Here is a 14174-nt window from a genome sequence, read left to right on the forward strand (position 1 = left end):
CCGGCGAACTTTTGTGCGGGAGACGTGCAATGCCCGATGACAAGCTTTTCGGCGTACACGGTGCGGCGCTTGCCGTGCGCTCGCAGCGCATGGGCATGCTGGCGTCGAACATCGCCAACGCCGCCACCCCCGGCTACAAGGCCCGGGACGTGGATTTCCGCGCCGCGCTGAACAGCGCCACCACGCCGGGGGGCTCGCTCGATGCCGCGATCGACGCCAACACGCTCTATCGCGTGCCGCTCCAGCCCTCGGCCGACGGCAACACCGTCGAACTGACCACCGAGCAGACCGCCTTCGCCGAGAATGCCGTCGCGTATCAGACGACGCTGTCGTTCCTCAACGGCCGCATCAACCAGATCACGCGCGCGCTGAAGGGAGAATGAGCATGGGCGACCAGCCGCTTTCGATCTTCCAGGTATCCGGCCGCGCGATGAGCGCGCAGCTGGTGCGGATGAACACCACGGCGTCGAACCTGGCCAATGTCGGCACGGTCGCGTCGAGCGCCGACGCCGCCTATCGCACGATCAAGCCGGTGTTCCGCACCGCCTTCGACGAGGCGAGCGGCATGTCGACCGTCGATGTCGAGCAGGTCGTCACCGCGGGCTCCGACCCCACCAAGCGCTACGATCCCGGCAACCCGATGGCCGACAAGGACGGCAATGTCTGGGAAGCCGCCGTGGACGAGACCCGGGAGCTGGTCGACATGATGGAGACCGCCCGGAACTACCAGAACAACGTCGAAGTGATGCAGACTGCCAAGCAGCTCATCGTCGACACCCTCAAGCTGGGCCGCTGATCATGAGTGATTTCGACAACACCCTCGCCGGGCTGGGCATCTCCCGGTACAACAAGACCAGCACGACGAGCGGCACCACGCTCGACACGAAGGACACGTCGCGGCTCGGCAAGACCGACATGAACGTCTCCGACTTCCTGGCGCTGATGACCGCCCAGCTGAAGAACCAGGACCCGTTCCAGCCGGTCGACAACACCCAGATGGTCGCCCAGATGGCGCAGTTCTCGTCGCTCTCGGGCATCACCGAGATGAGCACCACGCTGAAGTCGATCGCCGGCAAGCTGGGCGCCACCTCGCTCAACGACGCCATCGGCTATGTCGGCAAGAACGTGCTGGTCCAGGGCTCGACCGCCTATCCGCGCACCTCCGGCGGTCTCGCCGGGGCCGTAGCGCTGGACAAGGACGCGACCAACGTCACGGTGACCATCAAGGACACCAACGGCAACACGCTCAAGACGATCGAGATGGGCAAGGAAGCCAAGGGGGCCGTCGCCTGGGACTGGGACGGCAAGACCGATACCGGCGAGGATGCCGGCAAGGGCCCGTTCAACGTCAGCGTCACCGCCACCGACGGCAAGGGCAGCGTCAAGGCCTATCCGCTGGTCTGGGCACCGGTCACCGCCGTCTCGATGGGATCCGACGGCAAGCCCGTCCTCACTCTTCCGGGCATCGGCAACGTGTCCACCGACGCCGTCTGGCAGGTCGGCTGAATCCTCTTTTCCACGGAGTAACGGAAAATGTCCTTCTTCACTTCGCTCTCGGGCCTGCAGGCAGCGCAGACCGACATGTCGACGATCTCGCACAATCTCGCGAACGTGCAGACCAACGGCTTCAAGAAGAGCTCCACGCAGTTCGCCGACGTCATCGCGTCGACCGCCAACATGAACCCGACCCAGATGGTCGGCTCGGGCGTGGTCGTGAAGGCGGTGCGCCAGCAATTCGGCCAGGGTGGCTTCACCCAGTCGTCGTCTTCGCTCGACGTGGCGATCTCGGGCGATGGCTTCTTCATCGTCAAGGGCGACGAGAAGAGCGGCAATGGCGTGGCCTATACCCGCAACGGCAGCTTCCAGGTCGATGCCGACCGCTATGTGGTCGACGCGCAGGGCAACAAGCTGCAGGTCTATCCGGTCGACGGCTCGGGCGCGGTGGTCGCGACCGGCCTGTCCTCGACGGTGAGCCTGCGCCTGCCCCAGACCAGCGGCACGCCCCAGGCGACCGAGAACGTCAAGCTCGGCCTCAACCTCAATGCCGGCTCGGCGATCCCCTCGACGAACCCCAAGTTCGAGAGCGCCGGCTACAAGTTCGACCGTTTCGACCCGACCACCTACAACCAGTCGGTGCAGACGACGGTCTATGACGCGAACGGCAACGCGCTGACGCTGACCAACTATTTCGTCCGCGAGACCAAGCCGACCGACAGCGACGCGACCAGCACCTGGAAAGTCTATTCCTTCGTCGGCGACCAGCAGCTCAATGCCGGCGACGACCCCGCCACGATGAAGCAGTTCGAGCTGAAGTTCGACAGCACCGGCAAGCTTTCCGAGCCGACCACGCCGATCACGTTCATGGGCTTCCTGGCGCCGGGCGCGACTTCGGAACAGGTGCTCAAGCTCGACCTGACCCAGGGCACCACCCAGGTGAGCTCGCCGTTCAGCCTCAACTCGACCAAGCAGGACGGCTCGCCCGTCGGCCAGATCGAAGGCGTGACGATCGCCGACGACGGCACGGTGACCGCGAGCTTCTCGAACGGCGACACCCAGGCGCTGGGCAAGGTCGTGCTGGCCAGCTTCACCAACAATGCGGGCCTGCGCCAGCTGGGCAACTCGACCTGGGCCGCCACCGGCTTCTCGGGCGATGCGCGCCTGGGCGAGCCGGGCACCAACGGGTTCGGCGGCCTGATGTCGGGCGCGATCGAGCGCTCGAACGTCGACATCACCGAGGAACTGGTCAATCTGATCGCGGCACAGCGCAACTTCCAGGCGAATGCCAAGGCGCTCGATACCGCCAGCCAGATGTCCCAGACCATCTTCAACATCCGCAGCTGATCCGATCGGCTGAGGAGGAGTAAGCAATGGACCGGCTTGTCTATACCGCGATGTCCGGGCTCAGGAGCCAGATGCAGTCGCAGGCGACGATCGCGAACAACATCGCGAACGCCTCGACCATCGGCTTCCGCGCCGAGCGCGTCAGCTTCGACCGGCTGGTCCTGCAGGGCACCGGAATGGACTCGCGCCAGCTCGCCGCGGAGGAAGTCAACGACTTCGACCGCTCGAAGGGCACGATGGTCCAGACCGGCAACCCGCTCGACGTCGCGGTGAACGGCGAGGCCTGGATCGCGGTCCAGGCCACCGATGGCACCGAAGCCTATACGAGGCGCGGCGATCTCCGGATCGCGCCCTCGGGCGTGCTGGAAACCGGCGACGGTTTCCCGGTGATGGGGTCGGGGGGCCCCATCACCGTGCCGCCCGCCGACAAGATCAGCATCGCCGAGGACGGCACGATCTCGATCGTGCCGCGCGGCGGCGACCCGACCCAGCCCCAGGAAGTCGGCAAGATCAAGCTGGCGAGCACCGGCGGCAGCCAGACCGCCAAGGGGCTGGACAATCTTCTCCATGTGAAGGGCGGCGGCGTGCTGCCCGAGGACATGGATGCCAAGGTGACCTCCGGTTCGCTCGAGCAATCGAACGTGAACCTGACGCAGGCGCTGGTCGACATGATCGAGAACCAGCGCGCCTACGAAGTGCAGGCGGGCCTGCTCAAGGAAGCCAAGAACATGGACGAGAGCACCGCATCGCTGATGCGGATGCCGTCCTGATTGAGGAGTTAGAACATGGGATCGGCAGCACTGCATATCGCGCGCACGGGCCTCGACGCCCAGGATACGCGCATGCGGGTCATCTCGAACAACCTGGCGAACGTGAACACCACCGCGTTCAAGAAGGACCGCGCCAGCTTCGAGACGCTCGCCTATCAGGTCGTCACCGCGCCCGGCGCCGCCTCGACCGCGGAGACCAAATACGCGACCGGCCTGAACCTGGGCACCGGCGTGCGCATCCAGGGCACGCAGCGGCTCGAGACGCAGGGCTCGCTCCAGACCACCGGCAACGGCCTCGACATGGCGATCGACGGCAATGGCTATTTCCAGATCCAGCTGCCCGGCGGCGGCCTGGGCTATACCCGCGCGGGCAATTTCTCCCGATCGGCCGAGGGCCAGCTGGTCACTGCCGAGGGCTATCAGGTGATGCCCGGCGTCACCATTCCCGAAGGCGCGATCTCGGTCACCGTCGGCAGCGACGGCACTGTCTCGGCGCAGATGCCGAACCAGACCGACCTCACCCAGATCGGCCAGATCCAGGTGGCGAGCTTCCCCAATCCGGCGGGGCTCCAGGCGGTCGGCGACAATTATCTGATCGAGACGCCGGCGAGCGGCACGGTCGCGCTCGGCAATGCCGGCATCGACGGCCGCGGCACGATCCGCCAGGGCATGCTCGAGGGCTCGAACGTCAACGTCGTCGAGGAGCTGGTCGACATGATCGAGACCCAGCGCGCCTATGAGGTGAATTCGAAGATGATCTCGGCGACCGACGAGATGCTCAAATATGTCAACCAGAACATCTGAGGGCGGATCATGAAGCATCTCCACGCCCTCGCCACCGCCACGCTTCTCGCCGCCGGGCTCGCCTTCGCCGCGACGCCGGCCCAGGCGCAGTTCCTGGGCATCGGCAAGAAGAAGCAGACGGAGGACTTCTCCGCGACGCTTCCCGCGCCGGTCACCGCCCAGCCGCCCGCCAATGGCGGCATCTTCCAGGCAGGCGACGGCTATGCCGCGCTCTACGAGGGCATGCGCGCGCGGCGCGTGGGCGATCCGCTGACCATCCTGCTGGTCGAGAAGACCGCCGCGTCCAAGTCCGCGGGCAGCAAGCTCGACAGCGGCGGCGGCTTCGGCCTGACGCCGCCCACCACCGGCGCGCTCTCGCTGTTCAAGGAAAGCGACGCCAGCGTGAGCGGCAAGCGCAATTTCAACGGCACCGGCACGGCCGACCAGGCCAATGCGCTTTCGGGCGAGATCAGCGTCACCGTCGCCGCCGTCTATCCCAACGGCACGATGCTGGTGCAGGGCCAGAAGCGCGTGACGCTCAACCGGGGCGACGAGTTCGTCCAGATCAAGGGGCTGGTGCGCACCGCCGATATCGACGCGAACAACCGCGTGCTGTCGACTCGCGTCGCCGATGCCCGCATCGCCTATACCGGCAAGGGCGACGTCGCCCGCGCCAGCCGCCAGGGCTGGCTGAGCCGGTTCTTCTCCGTGATCAGCCCCTTCTAAGAGCCGGAGCCAGTCAGATGATCCGCCGCTTCATCGCCCTCGCCGCCCTCGCGCTCGCCGCCGCCGCTCCCGCGGCCCATGCCCAGCGCGTGAAGGACCTGGGCGGGTTCCAGGGCATCCGTACCAACCAGCTCACGGGCTATGGCATCGTCGTCGGCCTGCCGGGCACGGGCGACGACAATCTGGAATATACCGTCCAGTCGATGAAGGGCGTCGCCTCGCGCTTCGGGCTGCAGCTGCCCCAGGGCGTGGCGCCGGGCCTGAAGAACGCTGCGGTGGTGATGATCACCGCCGAGCTGCCCCCCTTCGCCAAGCCGGGCCAGAAGCTCGACATCACCGTCTCGTCGATGGGCAAGGCCAAGTCGCTGCGCGGCGGCACGCTGATCCTCACGCCGCTCCAGGGCGCCGACGGCCAGATCTATGCGATGGCGCAGGGCAACCTCGCGGTCGGCGGCCTGGGCGCCGAAGGTGCCGATGGCTCGAAGATCGTCGTCAACACGCCGTCGTCGGGCCGCATCCCGGAAGGGGCCACGGTCGAGCGCGCCGTCGATACCGGCTTCGACAGGTCGCCCTTCCTGACCTTCAACCTCGCCCGTGCCGACTTCACCACGGCGCAGCGCGTGCAGGACGCGATCAACCTGCGCTTCGGCACCGGCCGCGCCCGCGCCATCGACGGCGTCTCGATCGCCATCCAGGCCCCCGAGGGCCGCGACGTGCGCGCCGAGCTGATGAGCGAAGTCGAGAACCTCACCGTCGAGGCGGCGGAAGCGCCCGCCAAGGTGATCGTCAACGCGCGCACCGGCACGGTGGTTATCAACTCGGCGGTCCGCGTCAGCCCGGCGGCGGTAACGCATGGTAAACTGACCGTTCGTATTGATGAGAACCAGCGCGTCAGCCAGCCCGCACCGTTCAGCAAGGGCGAGACCCGCACCGAGCAGCACAGCACGTTGGGCGTGGAAGAGGAGAAGCGACCGATGTTCCTGATGGCACCGGGCCCCAAGCTTTCGGACGTCGTCAAGGCGGTGAACGCGATCGGCGCGTCGCCGGCGGACCTCGTGGCCATTCTCGAGGCGCTCAAGGAAGCCGGCGCCCTCAAGGCGGAGCTGATCGTCCTGTGAGCAAGCTGCTCGGCCCCATCGGCAGCCCGTCGGGCGGCGTGTCGACCGACACGTCGCGCCTGGCGTCGAAGGAGAATCTCGAAGCCGCGGGCCAGCGCTTCGAGGCGGTCTTCACCGGCATGATGCTGAAATCGATGCGCCAGGCCAAGCTGGGCGACGGGCTGTTCGACAGCAAGGGCGAGGACCAGTTCCGCGACATGCAGGACCAGCAGCTCGCCCAGAGCATGGCCGTGCACGCGCCGATCGGCATCGGCAAGGCGATGACCGCCTTCCTGGCCAGGAGCATGAAGACCGAGACAGCGGCGGAACCCGGCGCCGCATCGGCAGCCGCGCAAGGAGGAGGCACCGTCAAATGACCGACCTGCTTTCGATCGGCGCCAGTGGCGCCCGCGCCTATCAGTCGGCGCTCGCCACCACGTCGGACAATATCGCCAATGCCGCGACCGCGGGCTATTCGCGCCGCGTCGCCACGGTCCGCGAAGTCGTCGCGACCGGCGGCAACACCAGCGCGATCAATTCGGGCCTGGGCGCCAATGTCGGCGGCGTCACCCGTGCGGCCGATGCCTTCAAGGCGACCGAAGTGCGCAGCGCGAGCTCCGACCTTGCCCGCACGCTCGCCGGCGCCACCTGGCTGGGGCGGATCGACAGCAGCCTGACCCAGAACAAGCTGGGCGACCAGCTGACGGCCTTCTTCACGTCGGCCAAGGCCGTGGCGGCGGACCCGACCGCGCTGCCCGCGCGCGCGACGATGCTGGAGAATGCCGCCGGCGTCGCCGCCGCCTTCGGCGCGACCGGCAAGGCGCTCGACGGCGCGATGACCGATCTCAAGGCCTCGGCGGAAACCGCGGTCACACAGCTCAACAACCTTTCGGCCAGCCTCGCCAAGGTCAATGCCGGCCTGGCCCGCGCCAATGAAGGCACCGCCGGCCAGGCGGCGCTGCTCGACCAGCGCGACCAGATGCTCGAGCAGATGAGCGCGCTGACCGACGTGACGGTAAGCTTCGACAATTACGGCCGGGCCGCGGTGCATGCCGGCGGCAATACCGGCCCGCTGCTGGTCGAGGGCGCGCAGGCGGCCCAGGTCTCGCAGGTCAGCAACGACGAGGGCGCCTTCTCCTTCGCCGTCCGGCAGAGCAGCGGCCAGGTCCAGCCGATGTCACCGAGCGGCGGCGCGCTCGCCGGCATCGCCGAGAGCGGCGGGCGCATCGCGGCGGCCCGCGACCAGATCAGCCAGATGGCCAGGGACTTCGCCGAGGGCGTCAATGCCGTCCAGGCGGCGGGCAGCGACCTGCAGGGCAATGCCGGCCAGCCGGTCTTCACGGTGGGCGATCCCGCCTATCAGCTCGGCACGGTCATGACCGATCCCCGCGGGATCGCCGCCGCGGCGGCCGGCGCAGGCCAGCGCGACAATTCGAACCTCGCCGGTTTCGAAACGCTGCGCACCAGCGGCAAGTTCGAGCAGGGCGTGACCGACCTCACCGCGGCCAATGGCGCGGCGCTTTCGGGCCGCAACAGCGTGGCCGACGCGCAGAGCGCGATCCGCGACGCCGCCGTCTCGGCGCGCGATTCGGTGAGCGGCGTGAATATCGACGAGGAGGCGGTCGACCTGATGCGCTTCCAGCAGGCCTATCAGGCGTCGACCCGCGTGATCCAGATCGCGCGCGAGACGCTGCAATCCATCCTCGATATCAGGTAGACGATCATGCGCATCTCCACTTCGCAGATGTATGGCAGGCCGGTGTCGCTGATGACCCAGCTCACCGCAGAGGCCGACAAGACCCAGACCCAGATCGCCACGACCAAGCTGGGCGTGACCGCGGTCTCGGACGCGGCGGCCTATATCAAGCTGCAGCAGATCAAGCGCGCCACCACCGCGGACGCGACCTACAAGGCCAACATCACCGTCGCCCAGGGCGTGGTCTCGCAGACCGACCAGACGCTCGAGGGCGTCGAGACGCAGCTCCAGCGCGCCCTCGAACTCGCGACCCGGGCCAAGAACGACACGCTTTCGGCTTCGGATCGCGCGTCGATCGGCGAGGAGCTGAGCTCGATCCGCGACACGCTGTTCGCCCTCGCCAACACCAAGGACGACATTCGCGGCCAGCCGTTGTTCGGCGGGGCGACCGGCGATGCCGCCTATGTGAAGAACGCCGACGGCTCGATCAGCTTCGCCGGAACCGGCGAGCCCTCGGCCATCCCGATCGGCGACGGCGAGAACATCCAGCCGACGATCAGCGGCCAGCGAGTGTTCAGCCCCGCCGGGGCCGATATCTTCGCGACACTGGGCAATCTTGCCGATGCGCTCAAGGCAGGCGGCAACGTGCAGGCGGCCGGCGCCACGGCGCTGGACGGGATCAATACCTCGCTCGACACGGTGGCGCTGGCGCGCGCCTCGGTCGGCGCCCGCGGCGCGCGCCTCGATCTCCAGGCGGACCGGCTGACCGACGTGGCGGAAACCCGCGAGGCCACCCGCTCGGGCATCGAGGACACCGACATCCCCACCGCGGTGGCGAACCTGCAGAAGACGCTGACCGTGCTGCAGGCGACCCAGGCCAGCTTCTCCAAGCTGACCAGCGTCTCGCTGTTCGACTATATCAAGTAGGCGCCTGCGCGCTACCGATGCAGGATTTCGCCTGGCGCCGCCGCGCGGCCAGGCGATCCCTTCGGAAAACCCAAGCGAAACGGCGAAATAATTCGCCCCGGTAACGAATTAACCACGTTTTTCCGCTGAAGATAACGGCGAAACGGTCGTTAACCGAGACGTCAAAACAGGGGTTCTTCGCGCACATGTTTCCGGCAATCGGCCTCGTCATCCTGCTCGCGATGGTCTTCGGTGGTTTCGCGATCACCGGCGGCGCGCTCGGCCCCGTGCTCGAGGCCATTCCGCACGAGATGCTGATCATCGGCGGCGCCGCCATGGGCGCGCTCGTCATCGGCAATTCGATGAAGGAGCTGAAGGCGCTGGGCGGCGGACTGATCAAGGTGCTGAAGGGCCCCAAATACAAGAAGCAGGACTATCTCGACACGATCTTCCTGGTCTCCAAGCTGATGAAGATGCTGCGGACCGAAGGGCCGATCGCGCTCGAGCCGCATGTCGAGGATCCCAAGTCGAGCGCGATCTTCGCCGAATATCCGCGCCTGCTCGCCGACCACACGCTGATCAACCTGATCACCGACACGCTCCGCCTCGTCGTCGTCTCGTCGGGCACGCTCGACGTGCACGCGGTCGAGGAGGTGATGGACAATTCGATCAAGACCCACCACCACGAGGTGCAGGGCCCGCAGACCACGCTCCAGTCGCTGGGCGACGCGCTGCCGGCGCTCGGCATCGTCGCCGCCGTGCTCGGCGTGGTGAAGACGATGGGCTCGATCGACAAGCCGCCGAGCATCCTGGGCGCGATGATCGGCTCGGCGCTGGTCGGCACCTTCATGGGCGTGCTGCTGGCCTATGGCATCGTCGCGCCGCTGGCGGGCCGCCTGCAGCAGGTGATCGACGCCGATTCGGCAATCTATCACGTGGTGAAGCAGATCATCATCGCCTCGCTCCACGGCCATCCGCAGCCGCTGGTGATCGAGGCCGCCCGCTCCAGCATCGCGCACGCCAACCAGCCGGGCTTCGGCGAGGTGTTCGACGGGCTGCGGGGGCGTTGATCGTGCTGTCCGGCACCGACCCTGCGGCAGGAGCCGCATAGATGGCGACCGCGCGCGCTCCCCATGGCATAAACGCGCCACCCAAGATCATCGTCAAGAAGATCTATGTCGAGGGGCATGGCGGCCATCACGGCGGCGCCTGGAAAGTGGCCTATGCCGACTTCGTGACCGCGATGATGGCGTTCTTCCTGCTGCTCTGGATCCTGGGCGCCACCACCGAGAAGCAGCGCAAGGCGCTGGCCGATTATTTCGCGCCGACGCTCGTCGAGCTGAAGCAGAACAGCGCCGGCTCGAACGGCCTGTTCGGCGGCGAGGCGATCAACCAGCGCGACAATTATCCGGGCAAGGCCTCGCAGACCGGCACCCGGGCGCTCACCGTGCCGGTGGGCGGCAGCGGCGGCAACAATGTCGGCACCGGCGCCAAGGGCACGCTGAAGGACCAGCGCGCGCTGACCCAGCAGGACCAGAAGAATTTCGACGAGACCGCCAAGCGCATCCGCGAGCGGATGCGGACGACGCCGGCGCTATCGAAGCTCGCCAATCACGTCCGCTTCGTGCCGACGCGCGACGGGATGCGGATAGACCTGCTCGACGATGCCAATTATTCGATGTTCAACCTGGGCACCACGGCGCTCGTGCCCGAGGCCAGCGCGCTGATCGGCACGATCGCGGATTCGATCAAGGGCATGGAGAACCCGATCATGATCCGCGGCCATACCGACAGCCTGGGCTATGGCGACCCGCTGGCGATGAACAACTGGATGTTGTCGAGCGGCCGCGCCGAAGCCACGCGCAGGCGGCTTCTCTCCGGCGGCGTGACCGAGATGCGCTTCGAGCGGATCGAGGGCGTGGCCGACCGCGAGCCGCTGATCGTCGACAACCCCGCCGATCCGCGCAACCGCCGCGTCTCGATCACCCTGCTCTATCGCCGGATCATGGACCAGGACCAGCAGGGCCGCTTCCGGCCCGGCCTGCGCGCCAGCCGCGAGGCCGGGACGCCATTGCCGCACTGATCGCCGGTCAGAAGAACTGCTTGCGGAAGGTGAGCTTGATCGTGCGGCCGATGGGATCGCGCAGATTGGGCGCATAGGCTGCGGGCGTCATTCCGTTCTGATCGGTCACCCGCTGCCGGGCATCGAACAGATTGTCGATCCGGAACTGCACCCGCGAGCCGCGGAACCAGGGGTGCTTGAGCAGGAAGTCGATGTCCTGCCCCGGATTGAACTCGGCCAGCAGGTTCAGCTTGGCCAGGCTGCCGAAGTTCAGCTCGGTGGCGCTGCCCGGAATCGCCGCGGTGCCGCTGGTGGTGCGGGTGCCGCTCTGCCAGTTGCCGTTGAGCTGGAGCAGCAGCGCGTCGCGCTTGATGCCGGCGGTGAAATCCACCCGGTGCGCGGCGATCGACTGCGAGCCCTCGCCGTCCAGCCGGTCGATCACGGGCAGGCCCGGCCGGATCTGGATTTCGTCCTTGAGCACCCAGGTGTGATAGGCGCTGAGCAGGATGCGGTTCCCACCGCCGCCGCCGCCAAAGCCGCCGCGACCGCCGCCGCCCCCGCCACCGGGGCCGCCGAAACGGCGCGGGCCATCGCCGCCCGGGCCGCCGCCAGGGCCCTGGCCCGGCCCGTCGGTCTGTACGCGTCCCTGACCCTGGTCCTGGCCCGGCTGCGGTCCCTGGCCCTGCTGCCCCTCGGGGCGCGGACCGCGGAACTGCTGGCCCAGCGTGCCGCCGAACAGGCTCGATTGCTGGCCGAGGCGCCGGAACTGGTCGAACATCGCCGTCATCTCGGCCGGCATCGGCTGGCCGGTGCGGCGCGATTCCTCACGCGCCTTCATGAACGCCTCGCGGCGCTCGCGCATGCGCTTCTGCTGGGGCGAGGCGATGGGAATGAACAGGTTGAAGCCCCAGCGCAGTTCGGAATGCGCGGTCCGGTCATAGTTCACCGGGCGCGTGTCGAGGCTGAGCAGCCGCCCGCTGCCGTCGCGCACGAAGCGATCGGGGAAGGCGGCCTCGAGTTCCTGCGAAGCGCCGGGGAAGTTCTGGATCGCGTTGCGGAAGCGCACATTGGTGTAGTTCACCACGATGCCGAGATTGGTCTCGGTGAACGGCCGGATGTTGAGCCCGAGGCGGAATACGTGCCGGCTGTCGGCGCCGAGCAGCGGGTTGCCGCCGGTGATCTGGGTGATGTTGACGCTTTCGCCGCGCACGAAATCATAGATGGGCACGTTGGGCGTGGTGACCACGGGATTGCCGAGCTGGCCCGGCGTCGGCGCGTTGCTGTCGTTGATGAAGCTGACGATCGCCTGGACCTGCGTGATCGGCGACCAGTTGAAGCCATAGCCGGTGGTGGTCAGCCGGCCGAAGTCCGAGAGCTGCTCGATCTCGAAATTGGCATTGACCGAGAAGTCGCCGATCGCATCGAGCACCGCCCGCCGGCGGCTGGTGATCGGGATGGTGATGTTGCCGCGCACCGCGCCGGTGTCGCGCGAGATGTCGCTGGCGCTGTATTGGCCCGCGCGGAAGGACTTGCCCGAAAGGTCGTTGGTGCGGCCCGCCACGCGGATGCTGGTGGTCACGTCGCCCGCGGGCAGCTTGAACAGCGGGCCGTTGGTGAGGAATTCGACATTGCCGACCTTGGTGGTCGATTCCGTCCAGTCGTCGGGCCGGCTGCCGACCAGGCCATAGGGGATCGGCGCGAACGGGTTGAAGCTGGCGTCGTTGGCATTCAGCAGCGCCTGCATCGCGACGGGATCGACGCCGCGCGTCGTCGTCGTGTCGCTGCCGGTCTGCTGGTAATTGGCGTTGACCGACCAGCGCCAGCTGTTGATCCAGGGCGAACTGTCGCCGTTGATCGTCACTTCGCCGCGCAGCGACTGGCTGCCGCTCGAGCGGGTGAGCGGATTGAGATTGTCATAATAGCGCCGCAGCTCGACATTCTGGCCGAAGGGCGAGAACGGGTTGCCGGCGGGCAGGAGCAAGGTCGCGCTCGGCAGGCCGAGCCAGGATTCGCTCTCGTTGACGTCCAGATTGACGGTGGCGGTGGCGCTCACCTTGGGCGAGAGCGCGCGGTTGTAGATGCCGCTGATCGTCAGGTTCTTCGCCGGTCCCACCAGCGTGCGATAGGGCGTGAGATCGGTGACGTTGGGATCATTGGCATTGGCGGCATAGGCGGCGAGCGATTGCGGGCTGCCCGCCGCCCCCGCCGGCACGCCGGCGATCGTCACCGGCATGCCGGCGAGCGCGCTCAGCGCGGGATCGATCTCCGCACCGCCGATGCCGGTGATGTTGCCGCGCGTATCGAACAGCGCGTTTCCGACGCGGCTGACGCCGCGCTCGCTCTCGAGGATCGCGGAATTCTGATTATATTTGACGTCGAGCGTCACGCGCCCGTCGCGGTTGAGCTTCAGGATATTGAGGTTCGCGCTCTCGGTCGCATTGCCGCCGGCAGTGGGCATCTGCCCTTCCAGCACGGTGGTGAGCGCGCGGAAACGGTTGCGCAGCACGAAGTTGATCACCTTCTGCGTGGCGCCATAGCCATATTGCAGCGCGACTTCCTCGGGCAGGATGTCGATCCGCTCGATCGCCTCGGTCGGCAGGTCGCGGACTTCGTTCATGCTCGAGCGGCGGCCGCTGATCAGGATCACCGGCTGCTCGTCGCCGCGGCCCGAACTGCTGCCAAGCTGCGCCTGCAGCGCCGTGATCAGTTCCGAGACGTTCGAGGCGCCATAGGCGCGAATATCGGCCGGATTGAGCTGGACCTCGGGCTTGACGTCGGTCTTGACCGCGCCGGGCAGGACGCCGTTGACGACGATCGTGCCCTCGTCGCCCAGCTCGTCCGTGCCTTGCTCCTGCGCGGCGGCCGGCTGCGAAGGGTGCTGCCGCGCGGGACGATCCTGGGTCGGCGAAGGCGCGGGCTGCTGCTGCGCCTGGGCCAATGCCCCACCGGGCATCGCACCGACGAGCAGACCGGCAACCGCGCAACCCAGCTTCAACGTCGAACGCATCAATCCCCCACCCTCGTCGAAAACCCCGCGGCGCACCTGACACCGCTTGCATGAATGGGGCGTGGCTAATCGCCACTTGTCGCAGAAGTTTGCCCGGTTCTGGAAAAAATCGCGGTACCGCGGGGAGGGCTGCGCCCGGCTCCGCCGGGCGCTGCATCTTTCACTGGTGCGGTCGAGAAGACTCGAACTTCCACGGCCTTTCGGCCACAACGACCTCAACGTTGCGCGTCTACCAGTTCCGCCACGACCGCACGTGAAACTCCGTCGAATGAATACCGACGGCTGG

Annotated in this window: 14 protein-coding genes and 1 tRNA gene; 13 read left to right on the forward strand and 2 right to left on the reverse strand. The window is 67.3% G+C overall.

The genetic code is table 11. The features are described from left to right. Positions 1–29 precede the first annotated feature (29 nt). The 13 genes from BGP17_RS12890 to BGP17_RS12950 all read left to right on the forward strand — a co-directional run bounded on the left by BGP17_RS12890 (position 30) and on the right by BGP17_RS12950 (position 10902). Positions 30–383, forward strand: coding sequence for a flagellar basal body rod protein FlgB (locus tag BGP17_RS12890; protein ID WP_167300133.1), 354 nt, complete (start codon positions 30–32; stop codon positions 381–383). Between the two features lie 2 nt (positions 384–385). Next, positions 386–796, forward strand: a complete 411-nt coding sequence (gene flgC / locus BGP17_RS12895; RefSeq protein WP_086127697.1) for a flagellar basal body rod protein FlgC — start codon at positions 386–388, stop codon at positions 794–796. A gap of 2 nt (positions 797–798) precedes the next feature. Then, a complete protein-coding gene (locus BGP17_RS12900; RefSeq protein ID WP_208413583.1) occupies positions 799–1506 on the forward strand; it encodes a flagellar hook assembly protein FlgD in 708 nt (235 codons plus the stop codon). Between the two features lie 27 nt (positions 1507–1533). Beyond that, entirely contained in the window at positions 1534–2841 is a 1308-nt protein-coding gene (locus BGP17_RS12905) for a flagellar hook protein FlgE (RefSeq protein ID WP_086127699.1), read from the forward strand. Between the two features lie 26 nt (positions 2842–2867). Further along, positions 2868–3611: a flagellar basal-body rod protein FlgF gene (gene flgF, locus BGP17_RS12910; RefSeq protein WP_167300132.1), complete on the forward strand. Its 744-nt coding sequence runs from the start codon at positions 2868–2870 to the stop codon at positions 3609–3611. 15 nt (positions 3612–3626) lie between these two features. Next, the gene (gene flgG, locus BGP17_RS12915; RefSeq protein ID WP_167300131.1) at positions 3627–4415 is read left to right on the forward strand and encodes a flagellar basal-body rod protein FlgG; all 789 of its coding nucleotides are present in this window, start codon (positions 3627–3629) and stop codon (positions 4413–4415) included. A 9-nt stretch (positions 4416–4424) separates the two neighbouring features. Next, on the forward strand, positions 4425–5120 hold the full coding sequence (locus tag BGP17_RS12920) for a flagellar basal body L-ring protein FlgH (protein ID WP_167300130.1): 696 nt from the start codon (positions 4425–4427) through the stop codon (positions 5118–5120). Between the two features lie 17 nt (positions 5121–5137). After that, positions 5138–6238, forward strand: coding sequence for a flagellar basal body P-ring protein FlgI (locus BGP17_RS12925; RefSeq protein WP_167300129.1), 1101 nt, complete (start codon positions 5138–5140; stop codon positions 6236–6238). Next, positions 6235–6594: a rod-binding protein gene (locus BGP17_RS12930; RefSeq protein WP_167300128.1), complete on the forward strand. Its 360-nt coding sequence runs from the start codon at positions 6235–6237 to the stop codon at positions 6592–6594. The genes BGP17_RS12925 and BGP17_RS12930 overlap by 4 nt, the downstream gene beginning before the upstream one ends. Then, positions 6591–7934, forward strand: coding sequence for a flagellar hook-associated protein FlgK (gene flgK, locus BGP17_RS12935; protein ID WP_286712303.1), 1344 nt, complete (start codon positions 6591–6593; stop codon positions 7932–7934). The genes BGP17_RS12930 and flgK overlap by 4 nt, the downstream gene beginning before the upstream one ends. A 6-nt stretch (positions 7935–7940) precedes the next feature. Next, entirely contained in the window at positions 7941–8840 is a 900-nt protein-coding gene (locus BGP17_RS12940) for a flagellin N-terminal helical domain-containing protein (protein ID WP_286712304.1), read from the forward strand. Positions 8841–9025: 185 nt separating this feature from the next. Beyond that, positions 9026–9889, forward strand: a complete 864-nt coding sequence (gene motA, locus BGP17_RS12945; protein ID WP_286712305.1) for a flagellar motor stator protein MotA — start codon at positions 9026–9028, stop codon at positions 9887–9889. A gap of 41 nt (positions 9890–9930) precedes the next feature. Beyond that, entirely contained in the window at positions 9931–10902 is a 972-nt protein-coding gene (locus BGP17_RS12950; protein WP_167300125.1) for a flagellar motor protein MotB, read from the forward strand. A 7-nt stretch (positions 10903–10909) separates the two neighbouring features. Here the strand turns inward: BGP17_RS12950 and BGP17_RS12955 are convergent, their stop codons facing one another. After that, positions 10910–13888 (reverse strand): TonB-dependent receptor, encoded by a 2979-nt coding sequence (locus BGP17_RS12955; protein ID WP_286712306.1) that lies wholly within the window; start codon positions 13886–13888, stop codon positions 10910–10912. Positions 13889–14052: 164 nt separating this feature from the next. After that, positions 14053–14139 (reverse strand) — tRNA-Leu (locus BGP17_RS12960). Positions 14140–14174 lie beyond the last annotated feature (35 nt).

It is taken from the genome of Sphingomonas sp. 67-41 (genome assembly GCF_001899725.1).
In the GTDB taxonomy this organism is placed as follows: Bacteria; Pseudomonadota; Alphaproteobacteria; order Sphingomonadales; family Sphingomonadaceae; genus Sphingomonas; species Sphingomonas leidyi.

What these genes read in the sequence shown, in the direction of transcription:
- BGP17_RS12950 (WP_167300125.1), top strand. Translation starts at nt 9,931, where the DNA reads ATGGCGACCGCGCGCGCTCCCCATGGCATAAACGCGCCACCCAAGATC.
- flgF (WP_167300132.1), top strand. Translation starts at nt 2,868, where the DNA reads ATGGACCGGCTTGTCTATACCGCGATGTCCGGGCTCAGGAGCCAGATG.
- motA (WP_286712305.1), top strand. Translation starts at nt 9,026, where the DNA reads ATGTTTCCGGCAATCGGCCTCGTCATCCTGCTCGCGATGGTCTTCGGT.
- BGP17_RS12940 (WP_286712304.1), top strand. Translation starts at nt 7,941, where the DNA reads ATGCGCATCTCCACTTCGCAGATGTATGGCAGGCCGGTGTCGCTGATG.
- BGP17_RS12890 (WP_167300133.1), top strand. Translation starts at nt 30, where the DNA reads ATGCCCGATGACAAGCTTTTCGGCGTACACGGTGCGGCGCTTGCCGTG.
- BGP17_RS12925 (WP_167300129.1), top strand. Translation starts at nt 5,138, where the DNA reads ATGATCCGCCGCTTCATCGCCCTCGCCGCCCTCGCGCTCGCCGCCGCC.
- BGP17_RS12920 (WP_167300130.1), top strand. Translation starts at nt 4,425, where the DNA reads ATGAAGCATCTCCACGCCCTCGCCACCGCCACGCTTCTCGCCGCCGGG.
- flgK (WP_286712303.1), top strand. Translation starts at nt 6,591, where the DNA reads ATGACCGACCTGCTTTCGATCGGCGCCAGTGGCGCCCGCGCCTATCAG.
- flgG (WP_167300131.1), top strand. Translation starts at nt 3,627, where the DNA reads ATGGGATCGGCAGCACTGCATATCGCGCGCACGGGCCTCGACGCCCAG.
- BGP17_RS12900 (WP_208413583.1), top strand. Translation starts at nt 799, where the DNA reads ATGAGTGATTTCGACAACACCCTCGCCGGGCTGGGCATCTCCCGGTAC.
- BGP17_RS12955 (WP_286712306.1), bottom strand. Translation starts at nt 13,888, where the DNA reads ATGCGTTCGACGTTGAAGCTGGGTTGCGCGGTTGCCGGTCTGCTCGTC.
- BGP17_RS12905 (WP_086127699.1), top strand. Translation starts at nt 1,534, where the DNA reads ATGTCCTTCTTCACTTCGCTCTCGGGCCTGCAGGCAGCGCAGACCGAC.
- flgC (WP_086127697.1), top strand. Translation starts at nt 386, where the DNA reads ATGGGCGACCAGCCGCTTTCGATCTTCCAGGTATCCGGCCGCGCGATG.